The organism is Bifidobacterium sp. LH_450, from assembly GCF_056356715.1.
The window spans coordinates 138,976-162,015 of the sequence record NZ_JBKEUU010000005.1; the positions used below are offsets into that span (position 1 = coordinate 138,976).

General features: G+C 61.9%; 17 protein-coding genes. 7 read left to right on the forward strand and 10 right to left on the reverse strand.

Translation table 11 applies throughout. From position 1 onward, the window contains the following. Nucleotides 1–50: 50 nt before the first annotated feature. On the reverse strand, nt 51–809 hold the full coding sequence (locus AC1AXT_RS07575; RefSeq protein WP_476541045.1) for a DUF881 domain-containing protein: 759 nt from the start codon (nt 807–809) through the stop codon (nt 51–53). A 139-nt stretch (nt 810–948) separates the two neighbouring features. Here AC1AXT_RS07575 and crgA point away from each other — a divergent pair, with 139 nt between their 5' ends. Further along, nucleotides 949–1,584, forward strand: a complete 636-nt coding sequence (gene crgA / locus AC1AXT_RS07580) for a cell division protein CrgA (RefSeq protein WP_476541047.1) — start codon at nt 949–951, stop codon at nt 1,582–1,584. A 137-nt stretch (nt 1,585–1,721) separates the two neighbouring features. Here the strand turns inward: crgA and AC1AXT_RS07585 are convergent, their stop codons facing one another. Beyond that, nucleotides 1,722–2,960 carry a class I SAM-dependent methyltransferase gene (locus AC1AXT_RS07585; RefSeq protein ID WP_476541049.1) on the reverse strand — a complete coding sequence of 413 codons (1,239 nt, stop codon included), beginning with the start codon at nt 2,958–2,960 and terminating at the stop codon, nt 1,722–1,724. 649 nt (nt 2,961–3,609) lie between these two features. Beyond that, on the reverse strand, nt 3,610–4,398 hold the full coding sequence (locus AC1AXT_RS07590) for a rhomboid family intramembrane serine protease (protein WP_476541051.1): 789 nt from the start codon (nt 4,396–4,398) through the stop codon (nt 3,610–3,612). A gap of 269 nt (nt 4,399–4,667) precedes the next feature. On the opposite strand from AC1AXT_RS07590, the gene AC1AXT_RS07595 reads away from it, so the two are divergent. Then, the gene (locus AC1AXT_RS07595; protein WP_476541052.1) at nt 4,668–4,916 is read left to right on the forward strand and encodes a hypothetical protein; all 249 of its coding nucleotides are present in this window, start codon (nt 4,668–4,670) and stop codon (nt 4,914–4,916) included. 229 nt (nt 4,917–5,145) lie between these two features. On the opposite strand, the gene AC1AXT_RS07600 is transcribed toward AC1AXT_RS07595, so the two are convergent. Beyond that, nucleotides 5,146–7,599, reverse strand: a complete 2,454-nt coding sequence (locus AC1AXT_RS07600; protein ID WP_476541054.1) for a glycogen/starch/alpha-glucan phosphorylase — start codon at nt 7,597–7,599, stop codon at nt 5,146–5,148. Between the two features lie 286 nt (nt 7,600–7,885). Between AC1AXT_RS07600 and AC1AXT_RS07605 the strand changes: the two genes are divergently transcribed. The 3 genes from AC1AXT_RS07605 (at nt 7,886) to AC1AXT_RS07615 (ending at nt 10,686) form a co-directional block, all read left to right on the forward strand. Beyond that, nucleotides 7,886–8,386 (forward strand): sterol carrier family protein, encoded by a 501-nt coding sequence (locus tag AC1AXT_RS07605; protein ID WP_476541056.1) that lies wholly within the window; start codon nt 7,886–7,888, stop codon nt 8,384–8,386. 132 nt (nt 8,387–8,518) lie between these two features. Continuing rightward, entirely contained in the window at nt 8,519–9,124 is a 606-nt protein-coding gene (locus AC1AXT_RS07610; protein WP_476562618.1) for an IS607 family transposase, read from the forward strand. Continuing rightward, entirely contained in the window at nt 9,124–10,686 is a 1,563-nt protein-coding gene (locus tag AC1AXT_RS07615) for a zinc ribbon domain-containing protein (protein WP_476541059.1), read from the forward strand. The genes AC1AXT_RS07610 and AC1AXT_RS07615 overlap by 1 nt, the downstream gene beginning before the upstream one ends. Nucleotides 10,687–10,717: 31 nt before the next feature. Here AC1AXT_RS07615 and AC1AXT_RS07620 read toward each other — a convergent pair whose 3' ends face one another. Then, nucleotides 10,718–11,098 carry a DUF3073 domain-containing protein gene (locus AC1AXT_RS07620; protein ID WP_476541060.1) on the reverse strand — a complete coding sequence of 127 codons (381 nt, stop codon included), beginning with the start codon at nt 11,096–11,098 and terminating at the stop codon, nt 10,718–10,720. Between the two features lie 144 nt (nt 11,099–11,242). On the opposite strand from AC1AXT_RS07620, the gene trpS reads away from it, so the two are divergent. After that, on the forward strand, nt 11,243–12,340 hold the full coding sequence (gene trpS / locus AC1AXT_RS07625) for a tryptophan--tRNA ligase (RefSeq protein ID WP_476541061.1): 1,098 nt from the start codon (nt 11,243–11,245) through the stop codon (nt 12,338–12,340). Between the two features lie 101 nt (nt 12,341–12,441). On the opposite strand, the gene AC1AXT_RS07630 is transcribed toward trpS, so the two are convergent. After that, nucleotides 12,442–14,151: a threonine/serine exporter family protein gene (locus AC1AXT_RS07630; RefSeq protein ID WP_476541200.1), complete on the reverse strand. Its 1,710-nt coding sequence runs from the start codon at nt 14,149–14,151 to the stop codon at nt 12,442–12,444. Nucleotides 14,152–14,557: 406 nt separating this feature from the next. Here AC1AXT_RS07630 and AC1AXT_RS07635 point away from each other — a divergent pair, with 406 nt between their 5' ends. Then, a complete protein-coding gene (locus tag AC1AXT_RS07635) occupies nt 14,558–17,314 on the forward strand; it encodes a phosphoenolpyruvate carboxylase (protein WP_476541201.1) in 2,757 nt (918 codons plus the stop codon). A 216-nt stretch (nt 17,315–17,530) separates the two neighbouring features. On the opposite strand, the gene AC1AXT_RS07640 is transcribed toward AC1AXT_RS07635, so the two are convergent. The 4 genes from AC1AXT_RS07640 to AC1AXT_RS07655 all read right to left on the reverse strand — a co-directional run bounded on the left by AC1AXT_RS07640 (nt 17,531) and on the right by AC1AXT_RS07655 (nt 23,038). After that, on the reverse strand, nt 17,531–18,958 hold the full coding sequence (locus AC1AXT_RS07640) for an ATP-binding protein (RefSeq protein ID WP_476541063.1): 1,428 nt from the start codon (nt 18,956–18,958) through the stop codon (nt 17,531–17,533). A 311-nt stretch (nt 18,959–19,269) separates the two neighbouring features. After that, on the reverse strand, nt 19,270–19,584 hold the full coding sequence (locus tag AC1AXT_RS07645) for a HigA family addiction module antitoxin (RefSeq protein WP_476541064.1): 315 nt from the start codon (nt 19,582–19,584) through the stop codon (nt 19,270–19,272). Nucleotides 19,585–19,911: 327 nt separating this feature from the next. Continuing rightward, nucleotides 19,912–20,442 carry a GNAT family N-acetyltransferase gene (locus AC1AXT_RS07650; protein ID WP_476562697.1) on the reverse strand — a complete coding sequence of 177 codons (531 nt, stop codon included), beginning with the start codon at nt 20,440–20,442 and terminating at the stop codon, nt 19,912–19,914. Between the two features lie 574 nt (nt 20,443–21,016). Further along, nucleotides 21,017–23,038: a glycoside hydrolase family 127 protein gene (locus AC1AXT_RS07655; protein WP_476541203.1), complete on the reverse strand. Its 2,022-nt coding sequence runs from the start codon at nt 23,036–23,038 to the stop codon at nt 21,017–21,019. Nucleotides 23,039–23,040: the final 2 nt, after the last annotated feature.

A 23,040-nucleotide genomic window follows, 5' to 3' on the forward strand; every position in this document is an offset into this window, starting at 1 on the left:
CTCTCTGGTCCGGCAAGGCGGCTGGAAGCGCCTTGCGCAACGGTTCTACGCTACTTCTTCGAGGAATCCTCCTCAAGTACCGTGGCGTATTTCAGCGGCTGCAGCAGCGCAGGCGTCTTCTCGAACGTCAGGTACTTCTCCTGGACGTCATAGCCGAGCCCGTACGCGTCGACGTACTGCTTGTAGATGGTGACGGCGTCGGAATTGTTCAGCGCGTTGATCATGCGGTCGACCGGGCCAATCGCCGAAATCGTGAACGGCGGCGAGTATTTCTTGCCCTGCAGCATCAGCACGGTCCCCGAGCAGATGACGGCCGAATTGGCCAGGACGCGCTGGTCCATGATCTCCATCGATTCGGCGCCGCCGGTCCACAGCGCGTTGACGACGGCCTCGACGTCCTGCTGGTGCACGACGTAGTTGTCGATGTCGGCGGAGGAACCGGAGGACCCGACGTTGTTCTTCCACAGCGACGAATCGTTGAGCGTCACGACGACGCCCTCCCCCTCGACGGCCGGAAGCATCGTGCTGGAACCGGATTCCTCGCTCTGCGTATCGTTCTGCTGTTCCTGCGTCATCTGCTGGCTGAGCTCGTCCACCTGGGCGCTCAGGTCGTTGACTTCCTCCTGCAGCTCGTTCACCTTCGCCACGCGCTGCTCGATGAGCTCCGCCGTATCCGAGGACACCGTCGCCGACTTGTTGACGCGGATGTTGGTGCTGACGAGGAAGCCAACGAGCGCGACGACAAGCAGCACCGAAACGCTGCCTACCAGCGATTTTTTCTGCCCGTGCCGGGGGGTGTGCTTGGCCATGTCGCCGCTCCAATTACGTATGTTTTGCAAACGTTACGCTGTATTTCGGAATTTTTGCCGCTTTTTCGTGCGAGAAGCACCCCGCTTTCGCACCTAGCCACTATGATACCTAGTAGCCTATTTAAGGAGAACTATACAAATGGCTGACGAAGAGCTGCACGAAACCGCCGCGGATGGCCAGAAGGACATGCAGTCCGAAGGCGCCGCCACCACTGCAACCGTTGTCACTGACGACGCGGTCGTAGAGGAAACCGTAACCGAGACCCCCGAGGACACCGGCGCGGCTGCCGATGACGGCGCAACCGGCGCCAAGGCCGACGCTGCTGCCGCCGACGAAGACGAGTCTTCCCAGGCCGCCGTCGACGAGAACGAGGCCGACGCCGCCAAGGGCGCCGAGAAGGCCTACGAAGCGGACGAAGAGGAATCCTCGGACGTGGACGACGACGAAGATGACGCGCTCGACATCCCGATGGATAAGGTCGAGGCGCTGCTCAACGCCGACGTCGACGAAGAGAACCTGACGCCGCAGATGCGCCGCATGATGCGCCGCCAGGACGAGAACACCCACCGCGTCGAGGAATCGATCAAGGGCACGAAGGCGAACCCGCGCTGGTTCGTCCCGCTGTTCTGCGCGCTGATGATCATCGGCCTGATCTGGGCGGTCGTGTTCTACCTCACCTACGACTTCCCGATTCCGGGCATCCACCAGTGGAACCTGCTCATTGCGTTCGCGTTCATCATGGTGGGCTTCATCATGACGATGTGGTGGCGCTGAGCCGCAACCGGCTGCCGCGCACCGCGCTATGACGCATGGAGGGCCTCACGGGCCCTCCTTTTGTTTTACCGTCCCGCGCTCGCCCCCGGGCCACGGCCCAGCCCCGCTTCACGTTGCTGGGCCGGGGACTGCCCCCCCTAGCTGCGTGCCGGGGGTGCCGGATGCGCCTTGTGCGCGCCGATGACGACATGGTTGCCGGCGGCATCGGTCGTGCCGAATACATACAGGTCGCCGCCGTCCTTCACGTTCAGGCGGCTGCGCAGCTGCGGCGCGGACAGCGGGAAGTTGCGCACGGCGACGTTGGCGCGCCCGACGCCGGAGAACTGGCGCCGCAGCGACTTCTTGTTGAGCGTGCCGACGGAATCTATGGTGAATGCGCGGCCCGGGAAGTCCAGCGGGCCATCGGCTACGAACAGATGGCTGTTGGGCGCAATCTGGCGCGCTCCGGTACGCTGTTCCAGCAGATCGAAGCAGCCGGCCTTCATCAGCGCGGCGTTCGGTTCGAACAGCGCCATCCCCGCCTCCAGCGCGGGCGACGACAGGCCGGCGCCGCGCGGGCTCGATGCGTCCGCCGTAAACGCGAACCGCTCGCCGTCGGCAATGGCGACGACCTGCGGTGACGTGGTAGCGTTGCGCGTCAGCAGCAGCACCAGTTCCTTGCATTCGCCGCCGGCGGCGATGATGCCGACGCACGCCGTCGCATCGCCGAAATCGGCCGCCGCCTTGCGCCAGTCAAGCATCGGCGACAGCTTGATCATCACCACCTGCGCCTTGGCGAGCAGTTCGTCACGCAATGCGAGCACGTTCGGCGTGCAGTCCTCGATTGCGTAGGTCCGTGCGCCGCTCGTTTCGCTGCGCCGCGCCGGATCGACATAGATCAGATCCACCGGTTCCATGGCGCGCAGCGTTTCCACGGCGTCGGCGTTGACGACTTGCGCACGCTCCAGCCCCAGCGCCGCGAAATTATGCCGCGCAATCTCGCACAGCCCCTCCTGCCGCTCGACGTACGTAGCCTGGCCGGCGCAACCCCGCGCCAGGAAAGAGAAATCGACGCCGAAGCCGCCGGTCAGGTCGACCATCGAACGCGGGCCCGAACCGGCGCCGATACGCTGGAACAATTCGACGGCAAGCTGCGTTTTGGCGGTGGCCGTGGCTTCGCTGGAGCACTGTTCCATCGCCAGATGGGGCGGGTAGACGATGCCGTCGGCGGCCGCCCACGACGGCAGCTTGCGCCGCGCAGCTTGCCGGCCGGCAATCTGGTCCAGCGCAAACGCAAGGTCGAGGCCGTCGTCGCGCCGTGCGTTCAGCGCCAGCTGCCGCACGTCGCCGTCGGCGTGCTCGTCAATGAACCGTTGCGTCTGAGGGGAAATCTCCATACCGCCATCCTATCCGCCCCTCTCTTCCTTACCGGCACCCCCGAGCGCTGCATCGCCTGTCTTCCCCCTCTCCACGTTTTCTCTTGCCCTTCCCCTCATGTCCGGATTACCTCATGCTTCCTTCCGTGCGGGCTGCCGGCGCTTGAGGCGGAAAACCTGACTTGTCTTATGCCGAAACAAGATTATGTCAGAAAAGAGCGCAGAGAGGATTCAGAAGGACGCATATTTAGGGGAAGAGAAAGGGTCGCTCGCCTATATCTCGTGGTGGATAACTCCTGCTCTTGTGGATGTGGATAACTAGTTATCCACATTGTCCACAGTTGAAAATCCAGTGATTTCGGGCCTTTGTGGAAAACCATGTGGATAACTTTGCCCTTCATCCCCCGCTTTTCCCCAAGTTATCCACAAAGTTTTCCACAGATTGTGGAAAACTACACCTGTGTAACTTCCCAGCCGCTATTTTTCAACGTTCCAGGCTGTATTCCGACGGCGCAGCCTCGCTGGCCGCAGGATGCCCGCTGGCAGCGCCATGTCGTCCGCTTCACAATCAAAAAAGGACGCCTGACATATCAGACGCCCTTTTTCCACGTAGAACCCGCAGCCGCATCCCTTTGCTTGCGACAGCGCGCTTTACTGATGTCGAGGAGGATCACCACGGCCAGCCGACGCCCTGCACGAGCGGATCGTAGGACAGGCACACCAGCGCGATGACGACGAGCACGGCGAATACCGCGCCGCCATAGATGCCGGTCCGCTCCAGCACCGGCAGCTTCCACAGCCGCTTGGGCCCGTCAATGACCAGCAGCGTCAGCAGGCCGCCGACGATGAAGCCGGCGACGTGCGCCTGCCATGCGATATTCGGCATGACCACCGGCATCAGGAAGTTGATGCCCATCCAGATCAGCATCGAGCGCAGGTCTTCGCCGACCTTGCGATACACCACCAGGACCGCCGCAAACAGCCCGAACAGCGCTCCAGACGCCCCGTAGGCGCCGCTGTACCAGCCGTCCGAGCCGCCGAGCGCAGCCCATGCCAGCATGCCGACGTTGCCGCCAATGGCCGACACGACGTAGAGGATCAGGTACGCCCAGTGTCCCATCATGCGCTCGAGGAACGGGCCGATGCACCACAGCGTGAGCATGTTGAACAGAATGTGCCACAGCGTGTTCGGCTGGTGCAGGAACGCCGCCGTCAGGAACGTCCACGGCCGCCACGGCGCCGTCATCGGCTGGAAGGCGCCGTTGTTGAGCAGCCACGAGTAGCCGGCCGGCCATACGTAGCGGAACACCACCTCCAGCAGCCATATGGCGACGCAGGCGACGATGATGATTTCGGTAATGACCGGGTCGCCCCCGCGCCAGCGCGCCTTGAACGCACGGCGCGAGAAGACCTGCCGCATTTTCGGCGAATCCGGAAACAGCGAAAAATGACTTGCCATGGCTTCCAGACTAACAAGCGGAACGTTCGCAATGGGGGAGCGTCCCGGAACCGCCACGCAACCGCCGCACCTCGCCGCGCCACCGCCCCGCTCCGGCTCCATTTGGTGAGACGGCGCGCGAGTGGCGGAATTCCGGGCGCCGCGACTTGCCGAAAGCACAATCGTGTCACCGCACCGCGAAAGTGGCTTTATGATGGTAAGCAGGGCTGTTTGGCAGAAGGGCCAGCGGCCAGTTCGCTCAAACCGAGCTCTATCGGAAAGGAGCCGTCATGAAGGACAACAAGTCTTCTAACGGTTGGAAGTTCTTCGCGCTGCTCTTCGGCGCGCTGCTGGCTGGCGTAGTCGGCCTGTACATCTACAAGCAGCAGAACCCGGATTACGATCCGTGGGAGGAGCCTTGGGAGAACAGCTCGTCCCCGGTCGACCTGAGCCTGTCGAAGGACAAGGACGAAGACGACGTCGACGACGTCAAGCCGGCTGCCGGCGACGCCGCCGCAGCCGCTCCGGAAGCTGCCTGAGTTCCGGCACGGTCTGTAGACTTCAAGCCCTCCGCTTCGCTGCGGAGGGCTTTTTCGTATCCAAGATTCTTCATGCGCCATTCCTCCTGCCGCTGCCGTCCGTTGCGCTAGGCACGATGCCGGAAAAGCAAATGCGCCCCTCCTTGGGAGAGGGGCGCACTGCGGCATCTCGGAGCGCCGCGCCGCAAAGTGGGCTAAAGGCGCGGCGGCGGGATACGGATTGGCTTGCTTACTTCAGCGGGCCGGTCATCCAGACGCGCTCGAGGTAGTCCTCGATCGAACGGTCGGAGCTGAAGTAGCCGGAGTTGGCCACGTTGAGCAGGGCCTTGCGGTTCCACTCGAGCTGATCGTCGTAGAGGGTCTCGATCTGGGACTGCACGTCGTGGTAGGCGGTGAAGTCGGCCAGCGTCATGAACCAGTCCTTGGTCAGCCAGTCGGAAACGAGCGGGGCATAGGTGTTGCGGTCGCCGTTGGAGAACGTGCCGCCGGCCACCATGTCGATCGCGGCCTTCAGGCGCGGATCGGACTCGTAGTACTTGGCCGGGCTGTAGCCGTTGGCGTACAGGGCTTCGACCTCGTCGACGGTCATGCCGAACAGGAAGAAGTTGTCGGCGCCGACGCGGGCGCGGATCTCGACGTTGGCGCCATCGAGGGTGCCGACGGTCAGCGCGCCGTTGAGGGCGAACTTCATGTTCGAGGTGCCCGAGGCTTCCTTGCCGGCCTGCGAGATCTGCTCGTCGAGTTCGGTGGCCGGGATCAGCGTCTGGGCGACTTCGATGTTGTAGTTCGGGCAGAACAGGATGTTCAGCTTGCCCTGGACGTCCGGATCGGAGTCGAGCACGCGGGCAACGTTGTTGATCAGCTCGATCGTCAGCTTCGCCATGTAGTAGCCCGGAGCGGACTTCGCGCCGAAGATGACGGTGCGGGCCGTCATGTCCTCGGCCTTGACCTTGCCGGACTTGATGTCGGCGTAGTCGGCGATGAGCTCGAGGATCTTCAGCGACTGGCGCTTGTACTCGTGCAGGCGCTTGATCATCGTGTTGTACATCGTGTTCGGGTCGACGTCAACGCCGTAGTGGTTCTTGGCGAAGTTGGAGAAGCGGACCTTGTTGGCCTTCTTCACTTCGGCGAACTTCTTGACGAATTCGTCGTCCTGGGCGAGCGGGACCAGGCCTTCGAGCATTTCGAGGTCGGAGAGCCACTTGTCGGTGCCCAGGCCCTCGGTGATGAGGTCGGACAGGCCCGGGTTCGCCAGCTTGATGAAGCGGCGCGGCGTGACGCCGTTGGTCACGTTCGTGAACTTCTTGTCGTAGAGGTCCGAGAAGTCGCGCAGCGTGACGTCCTTGAGCAGCTGGGAGTGCAGCTCGGCGACGCCGTTGACGTGCTCGCCAGTGTAGGAGGCGAGGTAGGCCATGCGCACCTGCGGATCGTTGCCTTCGGTAACGATGCGCATGCGGTTGATCTTGTCCTCGTCCTTCGTCAGGCCCTTGAGCTCTTCAACGAACTGGTCGTTGATCTTCTCGATGATCTCCATGTGGCGCGGCAGCAGCTTCTTGATGAGCTTGGCCGGCCAGACTTCCAGGGCTTCCGGAAGCAGCGTGTGGCAGGTGTAGTTGAACGCCTTCTGGGTAACGCCCCAGGCGGTATCCCAGTCGTAGCCGTATTCGTCGATCATGATGCGCATGAGTTCCGGAATGGCGATGACCGGGTGGGTGTCGTTGAGCTGGAACACGATCTTGTCGGCGAACGTCGTCAAATCCGGATTCTCGGCGCCCTTGTAGAACACGCGGATGGCGTCATGCAGCGAGGCCGACGCGAAGAAGTACTGCTGCTCGAGGCGCAGTTCCTTGCCCTGCGGCGTGGAGTCTTCCGGGTACAGAATCTTGGAGATGTTCTCGGCCTTGACCTGCGGCTTGACGGCATCGACGTACTCGGACTTGTTGAAGGTCAGCAGATCGAATTCATCCCAGGCCTTGGCCTGCCACAGGCGCAGCGTGTTGACGTTGCCCGAGGCATAGCCCGGAACCATGTAGTCGACCGGGATGGCGCGCACGGACCAGTCCGGCTGCCACACGCGCTGGCCGTCCTCTTCGACGACCTTGCCGCCGAAGTTGACGCGCTGGTCGCGCTGGTAGTCGATGTGGCCCCACGGCTCTTCGTTGGCCAGCCAGTAATCCGGGTGCTCGACCTGCTTGCCGTCCTCGTCGAACTCCTGGCGGAAGATGCCGTACTTGTACTGGATGCCGTAGCCGAAGGCCGGCACGCCCAGGGACGCGAGCGAATCGATGAAGCAGGCGGCGAGACGGCCGAGGCCGCCGTTGCCCAGGCCCGGCTCGTATTCGGCGTCGATGACGGCCTGCGGATCGAAGCCCAGGTCCTTGACGGCTTCGTCGAACTGCTCGGTCAGGCCGGCGTTGAGCAGCGCGTTCTCGAGCTGCTTGCCCATCAGGAACTCGGCGGACAGGTAGCCAACGGCCTTCGTGTTGCCGTCGACCATCTTCTGCTGGGTTTCCATCCAGGAATCCATCAGGTGGCGGCGCACGGCGCTGGCAGCAGCGACGTAGACGTCAGCCGAAGTGGCCTGCTCAGGGGTGACTCCCTGGGTGTACTTGAGTTGTTCACGAAGCTCGTCAGCGAAGTCCTTTGCGGTGAGCGGGGACTTCGGTGCGGTTAATTCGGTCATAACCTAAAACTCCCTTAGACGGTTGTTGTTATGGAACGCCGATGCTTGGGGCGGAGAATAGATAGGGCCCCTTTGCATGTTCACAAACCAATGCGCAGTACCGTTTGCATACGTTCTCAGAGTAAATCGTACCATATTTGCCCGACGCGCCAACCAGTATTTTGCAAACGTAATCATGAACGCTTCCGCCACCTCGCAACCCGCCGCATGAGCGGCGTTACAGCGTTGCCGTGCTATAACGTTTTACCTCCCAACCATTATCGACGGCCCTATCCACAATAGAGGCATGGCAGCGATTCGTGAACAGGATTTAGCGGCAGGGGAGATTGCCTTCTTCAGCTGGCGCGAGCAGGCGCTGGGCGAAGTGGCGCAGCTGGCGGCCGCCAGCGGTTCCGGCGATGGAGCCGCCGCCAACGCAACCGGCAGCGAACCGTTCGGCATTCCCGCACAGCTGCGGCTGCAGATCGCGCCGAATCTCGACCGCAAGACGATGGCGATGGCCGTGCGTTACTCGCTGCACGCGCTGGAAAAGCGGGCGCCGGGCCCGGGCGTCGAGGTGCGCGTCGCGCCGTTCGCCGCCGTAAAGATTCTCGAAGGCCCCGCTTCGGACCCGCATAATCTCACGCCGCCCGACGTCATCGAACTCGACCCGCCGGTCTGGCTGCGGCTGGCGACCGGCGTCACCACCTGGGCGGAGGAAAAGGAAGCCGGCCACATCGCCGCGGTGGGGGAGCGCGACGACCTGACCCCGCTCCTGCCGCTCATCGCGCCGAACGACGAGGCGTAGCACCGCCCGTCGGATACGAGAAAGCCGGGCGACGGAACCTTCCGCACCCGGCCGGTGTAGTAACTAGTTGCTTGCCGCATACTATTCTATAGTATTGATGTGCTATTAAATGGTATACTTGAGCGCATGAAGTTGTCTCAGTATGCGAAGAACGAGGGACTTACGTACCGCGGTGCGTATCGCCGGTGGAAGCATGGGCAGATTCCCGGCGCATACTTGGACGATTCGGGTCATGTGGTTGTCCCGGACCCGAAGGTGGAGAACCTGAAGAACGCGGCGGTGTATGCGCGCGTGTCCTCGAACAAACAGAAAAAGGATTTGGAACGTCAGGCGGACCGCATGGTCTCTTTCGCCAACGCTGCCGGATACCGGGTGGTCAAGGTCGTCAAGGAAGTCGGTTCGGGCGTCAATGACCATCGCGTCAAGCTCACCCGTTTGCTTGAATCGGATGAATGGGGCACGCTCGTTGTGGAGCATAAGGACCGGCTGAGCCGTGTGGGGTTCGAGTGGTTTCGCGTGCTGTTGGCACGGCAGGGCAAGAGCGTGGTCGTGGCGAACGAGGCGCAGGACGACACGTCGGATTTGATGGCGGATTTCACCAGCATCATCTATTCGTTCGCGACCCGCCTGTACGGGCTGCATGGCGCGAAGAGCCGGGCGAACGCCACGGTCAGGGCGTTCAAAACCGCCGCGACCGGCAATGACGACGATAGCGACGAGCCGGAAGCGGGTGCGTGATGAAACGGACCTATGCCCACCAGCTGTACGACGTGAACCGCGGCAAGGAAGAGCAGCTCCTTGCTCTGTTCGCTCCGTTCCATCGCGCGCTTGGCGCGGTGCAGGCGGTGGTGCGCCGACAGGTCCTCGAAGGCCATCCCATTCCCCGCTATCCCGCCCTTCCAGACAAGAAGACGGTTGGGGGATTGTCGGCACGGCAGATGAAAAGCGCGGGCAACATGGTGCGCTCCTCCTACCTGTCGTGGCAGGCATTGCTGGAAGACAAGGTACGCGAGACCATCACCAGCTCGACGCTGGACAAGCCAACAAAAACCATGCTGTACCGGCTCAACAAGCACCACCAGTGGTTCGCGCCGGAAGCGACGCTCCTGTGGAGGGTGGACGGCAAGACCGGGGAGCTGAAACCGGCCGCACGGCGCGGCGAGAACACCGTGGAGCTGCCCGTGCCCGGCTCCGTGCTGAAGCTGTTGCGGCGCATCGTCAAGCACTGCATGAAAACGTGTTCCATGCCCGACTTGCGGCACGTCAACACGCTCGTCCTGGATTCCATTGTCGCCAAGCCCGAACGCCCGGAAACGGGAAACGGCAGTATCGGCTGGTGGGTGAAGTTTGCCACGCTTACGCGTGGCAAGCCTGTCACCATTCCCTTGACACGCAACCCGTATTTCGAGGACACGTACACAAGGTTCAAGCAGTCGGGTGGCGGCATGTGCGGTGTCGTCCAGCTCACGCGAAGGGGACGGCATATTGGGAAAATCAGCCTCGTGCTCGACAAGCCCGATGCCGCTCCTCACGGCAATGGGAAGACTTTGGGCATTGACTACGGCATGGCCGACGCCTTGCTTGCCACGTCGGACGGCGGCCTGCTCGGCCATGCCATGCTCGACCGCATCAGACGATACGATGCGGAACTGACCGGCAGGGCCGCATGGTGCCAGCGCCGCCACATCAAACCGTCCAAGGACCGGCAGTACCGCAGGTTGCAGCACCGCATCCGCGCGTTCGTCGCCAACGAGATAGGACGGCAGCTCAACCGCATCGCCAGCCGTGACGGTCAGGCGAAGGTCCGTGAACTCGTGGTCGAGAAGCTCGATTTCCGCTACAGGGGCATGAGTCCGGCAATGAACCGGCTCATCACCCGGACCGGACGCGCCGTGTTCAGGCAACGGTTGGAGAACCTCACGGAACGCGACGGCATCACCATCACCGAAGTGCCATCCCAGTACACGTCACGGGAATGCTCCGGCTGCGGATATACCAGCAAGAAGAACCGGAAAACCCGTTCACGATTCGTCTGCCGCTTCTGCGGCAAGACCATGCACGCCGACATCAACGCGGCCCGTGTCATCCAGTCAAGACGTTCTTGGCATCAGCCGGATAACACGGGCCCCATGTCGCGCACCAACACCCTTCGACTCCTCGACAGGCGGTGGCGGCAACGCTGGCACCTGCCGGAAGAAGAAGCGGTCCCGGACGTTGCAGGCGCTCCGGGCGACCCCAAACCCGCACCCAGCGGGACGCATGAGGCCGGAACCAGTATCACATGCCATCAAATGACATAAAACTGGCTACTGTACGCAATCTATTCCAGATTCACTCGCTGGCAGCGTCGTCGCCAGCCGCCTTCGCGTCGCCGTGCTTCCAGGAACCCGGCATCGGCATCGGAATCGGCTTGTGCGGCTTCGCGGCGGCGGTGTGCCCCGCCGTTTCGGCGCTCGTCGCCTTCGCGGCGGCCTCGGCGGCCCACTTTGCGTAGTCGTCGAGATCGTCGTCGGCGCCCGTTTCAGCTGCGTCGTACTCGTCGTAGTCTTCGGTGCCGGCGTTCTCGGCATCGGCGAACGGATCGAAGGAGCCGGTACCCGGCTCGGTGGCGCCAAGTTCCTTAGCGAGCTCGTCATAATCCGTGTCAGTGGTGAGGTACTTGAGCTTTCTGGCGATTTTCTGCTGTTTGGCTTTCTGGCGTCCGCGGCCCATCTGACCCCCTGCAAACTTCCTTAGAATCGATTCATCACATAAGAGAGTACCACTTCGCCGCAACCGTTTCGTTGTCTGCTCAGATTTCTACGATGAAACCACTGTTTTTCAGGTTTTTCACTGGCTATTTCAAAGGGTGATGTCATGAGCGAAGAGAAGGAACAGCGCGTTACCGCTGTGGGCAACGAAGTGAGCGCGAGCTTCCTTGCCGCCCAGAAACGATCCGACGAAACGCTGGCGGCGCTGAACGCCGACCCGTCGAAGTTCACGATGCTCACCGGCGACCGCCCGACCGGCCGCCTGCATCTGGGCCACTACTTCGGCACGATCCTCGAGCGCGTCAAGATGCAGAACAAGGGCGTGCATACGAACATCATCATCGCCGACTACCAGGTCATCACCGACCGCGACACCACCGAGCACATCGAGGACAACGTGCTCAACCTGGTCATCGAGTACCTGGCCGCCGGCATCGACCCCGACAAGACGATGATCTTCACCCATTCGGCGGTCCCTGCGGAGAACCAGCTGATGCTGCCGTTCCTGTCGCTGGTCACCGAAGCGGAGCTGCACCGCAACCCCACCGTCAAGGCGGAAATGGAAGCGTCCGGCCACGCGCTGACCGGCCTGCTGCTGACGTACCCGATCCACCAGGCCTGCGACATCCTGTTCTGCAAGGGCAACGTCGTGCCGGTCGGCAAGGACCAGCTGCCGCACATCGAGATCACGCGCACGATTGCGCGCCGCTTCAACGAGCGTTACTCGCCGGACGCGCCGATCTTCCCGGAACCGGCGGCGATCCTGTCCGACGCCCCGGAGATTCCGGGCCTCGACGGCCGCAAGATGAGCAAGTCGTACGGCAACTCGATCATGCTCGGCGCCACCGCCGAGGAAACGGCGAAGCTGATCAAGAAGAGCCGCACCGATTCGGACCGCAACATCACGTTCGACCCGGTCAACCGCCCGGAGGTCTCGGCGCTGCTGACGACGGCCGGCCTGGCTACCGGCCGCGACCCGTCCGAAATCGCGGCGGAGATCGGCAATGGCGGCGGCGGCGCGCTCAAGGCGTACGTCACCGAGTCGGTCAACGAGTTCCTCGCGCCGCACCGCGAACGCCGCGCCGAACTCGCCAAGGACATGGACTACATCCGCGACGTGCTGCATGAAGGCAACCGCCGCGCGAACGCCATCGCCAACGAAACGCTCGACCAGGTCCGCGACGCGATGGGCATGCGCTACTAAACAGGGTTTTCCGCCTGCACAACAGGAAAAGGGACCGCCAATGGCGGTCCCTTTTCCGTACCCGGCTTGCGTCAGCTGGCGTTGCGCTGCGCTGCGGCTTCCTACACGTCGTAGCGCCAGGACTTGTCGGTGAGCACGCGCGCCATGACCAGGCCGATCGGCAGGCAGATGATGATCATGAAGGCGCGGAACGCCCAGTCCATCGCCGTGATGGTGTCGAGGTTGCCTAGGTGGAACATCGCCTGGTACATATACAGCCCCGGCACCATGATGACGATTGACGGCACCGTCAGGCAGATGCGCGGATAGCCCAGGTGCGGGGGCAGCAGCCCGTGGCGCACCGACGACCGCCATGCGGTGGCCAGCAGCCCGGCCAGGAGGGCGCCGATGAACGCGCCGGCTTCCGGGGCCAGCCCGGCGTCGATGAGCTCGAGGCGCAGCGTGTCGGTGATCATGCCGATGACGGCCGCCACCAGGCACATGCGCTGCGGCGAGTTGAACAGCACCGAGAAGCCCCACACGCCGACGAACGCGAACAGCGCCCGCAGCCCGCAGTTGACCCACGGGTTGAGCTGCAGCGGCTCGAAGCCCTGCGGATTGAGCCGCACCGTCGCCGCCACCATCCATCCGGCGAGCGTGGCGATCAATATGATGCACAGCACGTAGCAGATGCGCTGCACGCCCGACGGGAAGTCCAGCTTGGCCATGTCCATGCCGCCGGTGATGAGCGGGAAGCCGGGGATGACGAACAAAATCGCCCCGATATAGGCGGTATCGTGCTGCAGCGCCACCGGGTCGAACAGCCCGATGAATCTCAAGACCCCGACGCAGATGAACGCCGCAATGGCGACGGCGACGAACGTCACGAAGAACTGGTTGAGGTGCCGCCCGAGCATCTTGCGGCGCACGTACTGGCCCACGCCGGCGCCGAAGAACGCGCCGACCATGTCGTACGGGCCGCCGCCGAGCAGGAACACGAACGCCGCGCAGGCGCAGGCCGCGGCGAGCGCCGAGAACGCGGGGGAGTAGAGCGGCGAGCGGCGTTCGAGCAGGTCGAGGCGCTTATGCGCCTGCGCCACCGTCAGGCCGCGCTCGCGGTCGACGCGCATCGAGGGGTCCATGCGGTCGTTGAGCCGCGCAATCAGCCGCCGGTGCCGTTCCTCGCGCAGCCGTTCGCGCCGGCCGCGCGCCCGCGCCTTGCGTTCCACATGGCTTTCGGCCGGCAGCACCGGCGCCTGGTCGTCGGCGCCCTCGTCGCCTTCGCGCGCCTCGAGCTCCGCGTCCGCAAGCTGCTGGGCCGCGCCGGCGGCCGCCAGCCAGTCGGCCGTTTCCAGCGTCGGCTCCTCGTCGGCTTCGCCGGCCTCGGCGCGCTTGCGTTCCTCGCGCAGCTGCCTGGATACGTCTGCGGACACCTGCGACGCGTCGCGTTCATCGAGCCGCGTCATCAGCTCAGCCGAGACTTCGGCGCGCGTATGGTAGGTCGCCCCGGTGCCCAGGTTCACGCTGAACCAGTCCGCGAAATGCTCGAGCAGCCAAATCCGTTCGGTGTTGACGCCGGTGGTGGGCAGGTTGACGACTTCGGTGATGCGGTGCTTGCCGTCGGTGCAGGTCGCCTGGATGTCGGTGAGGTTCACGTCCGCGCGCACATGCACGCCGAGCGGGTAGGCGATGCGGTGCATCATCTCGCGCACGCGGAAGCTTCCGGTTCCCGCGCCGAGGTCGAGCATGCCGACGCGCACGATGACGCTGGCCTTCGCCGCGATGCCGGCTTCGGTGATCGGACGGTCCCAGTCGCGCTCGATGTCTTCCATATCGAGGGGGATCGAGTGGGAATGGAATTTGCCGACTCTCGTTGCGTTCTGCTGGTTGGAGGGTTCTCTTCCTAGACTCACGGTTTCATTCTTACCTGCGGGAGTGGTCACGTTCCGGCCCGCGCCCGCAGCCGCGTTGTTCGCTGGAACCGGAATATGAGATTCGTCACATGCTAAAACGTTTTAGCTTGCGTCAATGGTCACTATGTGACCCAAATCGTGGCCGTGTAACGAAAGTGTCGATTACGGGGGCATACAATGACGCTGAAACTGAACCGGACTAGGGCTGTGGGCTCGCAACGGGCAGCCAACACAACTGCGGAGGAGCCGCAGATGGCTGCCAGACCGAGCAACCCAACGTACGGAGAAGGAGGTCTGAGTGACTGAACTGACAACAGAAAATCTTCTGGAAACAGAAGAACCGCAGATCAACCCCGCCGACCAGACGATCGTTTCCTCTGGCCACGGGCATAAGGGGCCCGAGGAGCAGGAGCTCCCCGAATCCCTGCAAGCCGACATGGATCTATGCCTTTCCATCCTGCGCGACGTTCTTCGCGAATACGACGAAGACCTGCTCAAATCGTTCGATACGGTGCGTGAATACGTAGTGGATGCGTCCGCGGAACGCTACTCCGGCATTCTGTCCGACACCCATCCGGAACGCAACGATCTCGATCTGGCAGTCAAGACGATCGACGCAATGAACCTGCACGATGCGCAGCTGCTGGCGCGCGCCTTCGCCACGTACTTCCACCTCGCCAATCTGTGCGAGGAGAACTACCGCGTTTCGGTGCTGCACCAGCGCGAAGCCGCCGTCGACGGCAGCGAGGCAATCGATCCTGCCAACGAAATGACGAAGGCCTACCACCAGCTCATCAACGAGATGGGCCCGGCCAAGGCGAAGGAGCTGCTCAACCAGCTTGAGTTCCACCCCGTCTTCACCGCCCACCCGACGGAAGCGCGCCGCAAGGCGGTGGAAGGCAAGATTCGCCGCATCTCCCAGCTGCTGAGCGCCAACAAGATGCTCGGCGGTTCCGACAAGAAGGAAAACGAACGGCGCCTGTATAACGAAATCGACGCGCTGTTCCGCACCTCCCCGATCGCGTTGAAGAAGCCCACCCCGGTGGAGGAAGCCGACACGATCCTCGATATTTTCGACAACACGCTGTTCAAGACGATTCCGCAGGTCTACCGCCGCTTCGACGACTGGATCCTCGGCGACAAGGCCGGCCTCGTCGAACCGGTGTGCCCGGCGTTCTTCAAGCCCGGCTCCTGGATCGGCTCCGACCGCGACGGCAACCCGAACGTCACCGCGAAGGTGAGCCGCCAGGTCGCCCGCAAGTTCAGCGACCATGTCCTCGCCGCCCTCGAGGAGGCGACGCGCAACGTTGGCCGCAACATGACGATGGAATCGGAAACGACGCCGCCGAGCGACGAGCTCAAGGCGCTGTGGAACCACCAGAAGGAAGTGTCGGAGCGCCTGACCAGCAAGGCATCGCTGATTTCCACGAAGGAAATGCACCGCGCCGTGCTGCTCGTCATGGCCGACCGCCTGCACGAAACGATCAACCGCGACACCGACCTCATGTACCATTCCTGCGATGACTACATCGAGGACCTGCGCACCGTGCAGCGTTCGCTCGCCGCGGCCGGCGCCAACCGCGCCGCCTACGGCCCGCTGCAGGACCTGATCTGGCAGGCGGAGACGTTCGGCTTCCACATGGTCGAAATGGAGTTCCGCCAGCACTCGGTCGTGCATGCCCGCGCGCTCGACGACATCCGCGAGCATGGCCTGCACGGCGAGCGTGGCCCGCTGCAGCCGATGACGCACGAAGTGCTGGACACGTTCCGCGCGCTCGGCGCCATCCAGAAGCGCCAGGGCCAGCGTGCCGCACGCCGCTACATCATTTCGTTCACGAAGAGCGCGCGCAACGTGCGCGACGTGTACGAGCTGAACCGCCTCGCCTTCGCCAAGCCCGAAGATGCGCCGGTCATCGACGTCATCCCGCTGTTCGAGCAGCTCGAAGACCTCGAGAACTCGGTGGACGTGCTCAACGACATGCTCAAGATCCCCGAGGTGCAGCAGCGCCTCAAGGAAACCGGCCGCAAGATGGAAGTCATGCTCGGCTACTCCGATTCGTCGAAGGACGCCGGCCCGACGACCGCTACGCTGGCGCTGCATTCCGCTCAGGAGCGCATCGCCAAGTGGGCCGAGGAGAACGACATCGAGCTGACGCTGTTCCATGGCCGCGGCGGCGCCGTCGGCCGCGGCGGCGGCCCGGCGAACCGCGCGGTGCTCGCGCAGCCGGCCGGATCGGTCAAGTGCCGTTTCAAGCTCACCGAGCAGGGCGAGGTCATCTTCGCCCGCTATGGCAACCCGGTGCTGGCCATCCGCCACGTCGAGTCGGTGGCGGCCGCCACGCTGCTCCAGTCCGCTCCGAGCGTTGAGGACATCAACACGAAGATGACGGAGAAGTACGCCGACCTGGCTGACAAGCTCAACACGGTGTCGCATGAGCGTTACCTCGACCTGCTCAATACGCCCGACTTCGCGCCGTGGTTCTCCACCGTCACGCCGTTGACCGAGGTCGGCCTGCTGCCGATCGGCTCCCGCCCGGCCAAGCGAGGCCTGGGCGCCAAGTCGCTCGACGATCTGCGCACGATTCCGTGGATCTTCTCCTGGGCGCAGGCGCGCATCAACCTCGCCGCATGGTACGGCCTGGGCACCGCGTGCGAAGAGTACGGCGACCTCGAAACGCTGCGCAAGGCGTACGAGGAGTGGCCGCTGTTCTCGACGTTCATCGACAACATCGAAATGTCGCTGGCCAAGACGGACGAGCGCATCGCCAAGATGTACCTCGCCCTCGGCGACCGCGACGACCTGCGCGACAAGGTGCTTGAGGAGATGGAGCTCACCCGTAGCTGGATCCTCAAGATCGTCGGCGACGAGTGGCCGCTGCAGCACCGCCACGTGCTCGGCCAGGCCATCCGCGTGCGTTCCCCGTACGTCGACGCGCTGTCGGTCACCCAGGTGCTTGCGCTGCGTTCGCTGCGCAAGAAGGTGGACAAGGAAGAGCTGAGCGAAAGCCAGCAGGCCGGGTTCATCTACCTGATCCTGTGCACCGTTTCGGGCGTCGCGGCAGGCCTGCAGAACACGGGCTGATCCGCAACCCTAACGATTAAGAGGCTCCCCGGAAGCATTGAAGTGGTTCCGGGAGCCTCTTCATAAAGCAGCTTCTGTTCCCCGCACAAGCAGGGAGGACTTGATGTTCTCCTTCGAGCGTAATGCCCATACAGAGGCACCAAGGCGAGGCATAATGAAATTGCTTTCCACTTGTGATAGGTGGAAAGCATTTTTATTATCCGGGCGCGCAGCCAATCATTCGATCATGTCTTGGTAGGAAACGAGTGTGAGGGCGGGGTCGAGCTGGGCTTGCTGGGTCAGTTCGTCGGTGAATCCTGCCTTGGAGAACAGCATGTAGTGCCGCTGTTGGGCGGCGACAAGCTGGGACCGCTGGACGAGCGTGCGGTATTCGGCTACGCCAACCGGCGCATTGTGCCATTTGCATTCGCAGTAGAGGGTGTGCGGGTCGGTGTCGCCTTCGGGAATTCCCTCTTCGAGCGTGAAGCCGGAAGCGATGATGTCGATTTCCTCCTGCCGGTGGGTGGCAGGGTCGGTTCCCCACCATCGTCCGGTTTTGGTGATGATGAACGGAAGAGGGGAATCAGGGCCATTATGGTTCATGAGCCACTGGGTGCACATGGTTTCGAAGACCGGCCCCATGAATCGTGGCATGCCCTTCATGACCATCTGCGTGGCGATCTGGCTGTTGCCGGACTGGATGAGCGGCAGCGTGCGGGGAACGAACCGGTACCAGAACCGGAAGTACGAGTCCCGGATACGGTAGACGGGCCGTTTTGAATTGGGTTTGCCGAACGGCGTCTCTCGCTGGACTATGCCCAGATCCTCAAGATTGTTGAGGTAGGAGAGCGTGAGAGTGGGGGAGAGCTGGGACTTCTCGGCTATTTCGTTGACCCTGGTCGCGCCGTCGGCAATCGTCTGGAGGACGTTGCTGTATTCAGCGGGCTTGCGCAGTTCCTGCTGCAGGAGCCGGTCGGTTTCATCCATGAGATAGGCGCCCGGCGTCAGAATGCGCGTGGCAAGATTGGTTTCCAGGTCGAGATCCGGGTCGAACTGCAGCAGGTATTGCGGAATGCCGTTGCTGATGGCATAGGCCTGCGCCGCCTCCTCGGCGCTCATGTTGGGAACGAACCGAGCGGATTGGGCATAATCGAATGGCTCAATCTTGAGCGACGCTGTACGCCGTCCGTACAGCGGACTCTGGTAGCCGAGGACCTGATGCTCCATGAAGCTCATGCTCGAACCACACAGGATGATCATGAGCTTGCTGTCCTGCTGATGATGGTCGATTAAATGCTGCAGCGCGCTGGATGCCGACGGATCGGCGGCGGCAAGGTAGGGATACTCGTCAATGACGAGCACGGTACGCTGGTCCTGCGCCATATCGAAGACGCGGGCCAATGCGGAAGCGAAGGACGGGAATACCGGCCACTCGTCTTCGCCCATGCCCAGGGCCAGTCCGATGGCGGCGCTGAAAGTCTCGAGGTTCTTGTCGATGCTTGTTTCCATCGCCGGAAACATGACGTGGGGCTTGCCCCGAAGGAATTCGGTGATGAGCGACGTTTTGCCGACGCGGCGTCGTCCGTAAATGACAACGCATTCGAACTGGCCGGAGTCGTAACGGTCCTGCAACACCTGCAGTTCACTGTTTCTGCCGATGAACATGGCACAGCTCCTTCCCTCGGCCGAGCAATATTCAAGTGTACTTTAATAAAGTGTACTTGAATATTACGTACGCTGCCTTACCGGCGGCCGTTACCTATTCCAAGCGGCTTGCAAAGCCGCCCCGCAGAAAATCTCTCCCTGCGCGTAATGCCCATACAGAGGCGCCCAGGCGAGGCATAATGAAATTGCTTTCCACTTGTGATAGGTGGAAAGCATTTTTATTATCTGCGCCAGTAGGCGGACGAATCACCCTAAGCGCGATTCAGGCCAATCCAGAATCCACTGACGCGGAAGGCGCCGCCGGAAGGCCTCTACGCATCCACCAGGCGCTCAATGTGGCCGATGGATGCAGGATCGAACGTGAAGAGATCATAATCGGACTGCAGATTCAGCCAGAACGCCGGCGTAGCGCCAAGTGCGAGCGCCAGGCGATTGGCCATCGCCACGCTGATGCGGCGCTTGCCACGCACCACTTCGCCAACGGCCGTTTCGCTGACTCCAATCGCCTTGGCGAGACGGTAGTTGCTGATTCCCAGCGGCTCCAGAAACTCCTCGCGCAAAATCTCCCCCGGCGTTGAGAGATCTTCCCTCGAAGAGCGCCGCTTCTTCGCATCTCTGCATCCCATAGCCTGATACTAACGCAAGACGTTAGCATCATCAAACAGGAGCGTCAGGGAACCCTCGCAGCTCGCTACTTCAGGGTATGGCTTGAGGGAACTCAACAACAATGTTCAAGTACACTTTATTAAAGTACACTTGAACATTCTGCACATCGCTTCACCTATCCCAATGACTTCAATAATGCAGAATCTCTCCCTGCGCGTAATGCCCATACAGAGACGTCAAGGCGAGGCATAATGAAATTGCTTTCCACTTGTGATAGGTGGAAAGCATTTTTATTATCTGCGCTCGTTCGGAACCAACGGAACCGAAGGAGGCAATCTGAATCTTGGTTAATCGAGAGGGATCCAGAAACGCTTGATGCGGGAGGTGCCGTCGGAAACGACGTTTTCCAGCTGGCCGCCGTTGGCGACGATCGCGCGCTCGCTGCCGACGTTGCCGTCGTGGCAGGTGACCAGCAGTTTCGCCATCCCCATGCCGGCCGCTTTCTCCTTCGCAACGGACAGCATCTGCTTGGCGTAGCCGCGGCGTCGGTAGGCGGGGAGGACAGCGTAGCCGACATGGCCGCCGAACGAACGCAGGAAGTCGTTCAGATCATGGCGCATGTCCAGGAAGCCTACGAGCGCGCCGTCCTCGCGCACGGCGAGCCAGGTGGTCGCCGGAACGTAGCCATCACCATACGCACGGCGGCCACGGCCTTCGAAATCCAGCCACTCATCGTACGAAGCGCAGTCTTCCAAGCCGGCCAGGCCGTCGGCGACACCCTCGGCAACGAACGTTTCGCGCGCAGCCATCACCGCCTCCGCGTAGCGTTCGTCAGGCAAGACCAAGTCGATTCGCTCCGTAGGTTCGGATTGTTCCATTGTCATCTCCCATCCTGAATCGTTCCGGCGGCCAACTGTCGGCGGAAGTTGGCGCACCACCATACGCCCACGCCGCCGACAAGGAGAGCGAATGCATCAGCGTTCGATGCGGATGGCGGTCCAGCTCACTGGCGGAAGCCGTCCTCGTCGGCCGTCGGATGGCCTGGCTCGTAGATGCCGGTATATACGCAACGTCCCAGATGCTCGACAAACGATCCGAAAACCCAGTCGTTCACCGGCGCGATTTCGAACGCGTCGTCGATGACGAGGGTTGCAGCGTGATGCGTAGTTCTGTAGGTTCTGCCATCGTGGTCCTCCGTACTCCCGTGCTGGTGCGGCGCTTGCAAACGGAACCGTGCACCAGGATGTCCGGAATCTACGCTGATAAGGGTTGTGCACGGTTCCAATCTTCACAATACGGAGATTTCATGGTGTCGTCAGCTTTTCAATGTTTAGACAAAATATGCGATTTCCTGCTAGAAGAAGTGACTCACCCGCAGTCAGAGCCGCAGAGAATGGCCACTGCAGTACAAGCTGCAGCGGCCATCCCCAGAGTTTTCGATCGGGCTTTCCTCTAGAAACGCAGGAACACCTCCATCTGTGTGACGCCCCGGTTAGCGTGGGCATAGTATGGCACGAGTCGCAGCATCGTAGCAACATCCCCGCAAGAATCGTCGCAATCAGAATCATTCCCACCACCCATGCCTGCGACGCCATCGTCAACAGCAATGTACAACGGTGAGTCCGGCCCATCCTCAGGTTCGCGAACAGCCGGCACATCGATGATGAAGACACCGCCAAGCAAGTCAGGACGTTCCTGAATCACCACGTTGCGCAGCCCGACCTGCGGTGCGAGTCGATAGTTCCACAAATCGCCGGGATTATCAATCTGCTCGGCGCAGTAGACGAGCGGCCCACGCATGACGGCAACTTTCCCGGCGTCGGACGCGACATGCGAGTTCGCCCGAACCTTCCTGATTGACATGTCAAGGTCGAGCGTCAACTTGAGATTCGATCCGCGCCGCACCGTGAAATAGACAAAGCCCTGCTCTGGACGCGCGTTCACATGGCTGCGGTCGACCGTGAACGAGAAGTTACGGCTCGACCATGACGGCACGCGGACACCAAATCGAACCTGCGCTAGCGACGAATCGGGTGGCAACGCCACATCAAACTCGATGTGGCCGCTCCATGGATAATTCGACGTCTGTCGCACCGTTAATCCGGAGTCGAATTGCGCCTCGTTTGCCACGAACTGGTGTGCGAGCACCGTTGCTCCACCGTCAAGTTCGGTGTACAGATAGCGGTCAATGGAGGCGATTAGCCGAGCGATATTAGCCGGGCAGCATGCACAGCCAAACCAGTCAACACGTTCAGCAAGCACATGATGCCGATCGGGATTATCCGTACCTTCCGGCGTAATTTCAAGTCCATTGACGTAGTAGTACTGCCGCCCATCGAGTGAAATACCAGCGAGAGCCCCATTGAACAACTCACGTTCGATGATGTCAGCATACTGTGCGTCCGGATCAGCGGAGAGCAGCTCGCGTCCGGCCATCGCCACCGCCACCGACGCACAGGTCTCGCCATACATCGTCGTATTCGGCAGGTCATAGTCATAGGTGAATGATTCACCTACATGCGTCGACCCCACGGCCCCCGTCACATACATCCTTTTCGCAACGATGTTCCTCCACAGCCGCTTCGCGGCTTTAAGCAACCCATCATCGCCAGTCAGGTTGGCGACCGAGGCCATTCCGGTCAATAGGTAGCCGACGCGCACGGCGTGCCCATCTGCCGTCGTCTGTTCACGCACCGGCTTCGCAGCCTGCAAATACGTTGGGGGAAAACGATCAAGCCCTTCGAAGATCCCGTCGCCGTCGACCTCCTCAAATTCACGACGATAGAAGTCTGGATCGGCGCCACGCACGTCAAGCAAATAAGATGCCAAGTCAAGATAGCGACGCTCACCCGTGGCACGGTACAGCTTGGCTAGCGCTAGCTCGATTTCTGGATGCCCGTCAGCGCCGTGAATCTTACCGTCCTCCGGCCCGAAGTGCCGGTCAAGGCAGTCTGCCATCTTGCAAGCAACATCGAGCACCAGCATATTGCCGGTGACGCCATGGTAGGCAACGGCGGCCTCAATGAAATGGCCCATAACATACATCTCATGGCTCTGACCGATTAGCGAGAATCGTTCACGGTGTTCCCATTCGCCGGAGCGGATTTGGTATGGCGTATCCAGATACCCGTCGTCATCCTGAGCACGGGCAATCAGCTCGATAAGATTGTCGCACAACTCTTCCAGTTCGCTGTCAGGATGGTAGGCGAGCACATACGCCGCCTCCTCAAGCCATTTATATACGTCGGAATCCTGAAATACCATGCCATGGAATTCGCCATCGCGTTCTCCTGCGGCGATTCTAAGATTCTCGATAGCATGGCTCCGGCTCTCCACGCTCTGGTTGCCAGCCGGATCATCCGGCACGGCTATGTCGATCTCGTCGTTGATGACTTGCCACTGGTATGGGACGACATCCTCGGCAATCTGCTGCCGGCGCTCGGACCAGAACGGCGACGTAACGGTAACATACATCA

Excerpts from the sequence above, each read along its gene's own strand:
- AC1AXT_RS07575 (WP_476541045.1), bottom strand. The coding sequence starts at position 809 with ATGGCCAAGCACACCCCCCGGCACGGGCAGAAAAAATCGCTGGTAGGC.
- crgA (WP_476541047.1), top strand. The coding sequence starts at position 949 with ATGGCTGACGAAGAGCTGCACGAAACCGCCGCGGATGGCCAGAAGGAC.
- AC1AXT_RS07585 (WP_476541049.1), bottom strand. The coding sequence starts at position 2,960 with ATGGAGATTTCCCCTCAGACGCAACGGTTCATTGACGAGCACGCCGAC.
- AC1AXT_RS07590 (WP_476541051.1), bottom strand. The coding sequence starts at position 4,398 with ATGGCAAGTCATTTTTCGCTGTTTCCGGATTCGCCGAAAATGCGGCAG.
- AC1AXT_RS07595 (WP_476541052.1), top strand. The coding sequence starts at position 4,668 with ATGAAGGACAACAAGTCTTCTAACGGTTGGAAGTTCTTCGCGCTGCTC.
- AC1AXT_RS07600 (WP_476541054.1), bottom strand. The coding sequence starts at position 7,599 with ATGACCGAATTAACCGCACCGAAGTCCCCGCTCACCGCAAAGGACTTC.
- AC1AXT_RS07605 (WP_476541056.1), top strand. The coding sequence starts at position 7,886 with ATGGCAGCGATTCGTGAACAGGATTTAGCGGCAGGGGAGATTGCCTTC.
- AC1AXT_RS07615 (WP_476541059.1), top strand. The coding sequence starts at position 9,124 with ATGAAACGGACCTATGCCCACCAGCTGTACGACGTGAACCGCGGCAAG.
- AC1AXT_RS07620 (WP_476541060.1), bottom strand. The coding sequence starts at position 11,098 with ATGGGCCGCGGACGCCAGAAAGCCAAACAGCAGAAAATCGCCAGAAAG.
- trpS (WP_476541061.1), top strand. The coding sequence starts at position 11,243 with ATGAGCGAAGAGAAGGAACAGCGCGTTACCGCTGTGGGCAACGAAGTG.
- AC1AXT_RS07630 (WP_476541200.1), bottom strand. The coding sequence starts at position 14,151 with ATGGAAGACATCGAGCGCGACTGGGACCGTCCGATCACCGAAGCCGGC.
- AC1AXT_RS07640 (WP_476541063.1), bottom strand. The coding sequence starts at position 18,958 with ATGTTCATCGGCAGAAACAGTGAACTGCAGGTGTTGCAGGACCGTTAC.
- AC1AXT_RS07645 (WP_476541064.1), bottom strand. The coding sequence starts at position 19,584 with ATGGGATGCAGAGATGCGAAGAAGCGGCGCTCTTCGAGGGAAGATCTC.
- AC1AXT_RS07650 (WP_476562697.1), bottom strand. The coding sequence starts at position 20,442 with ATGGAACAATCCGAACCTACGGAGCGAATCGACTTGGTCTTGCCTGAC.
- AC1AXT_RS07655 (WP_476541203.1), bottom strand. The coding sequence starts at position 23,038 with ATGTATGTTACCGTTACGTCGCCGTTCTGGTCCGAGCGCCGGCAGCAG.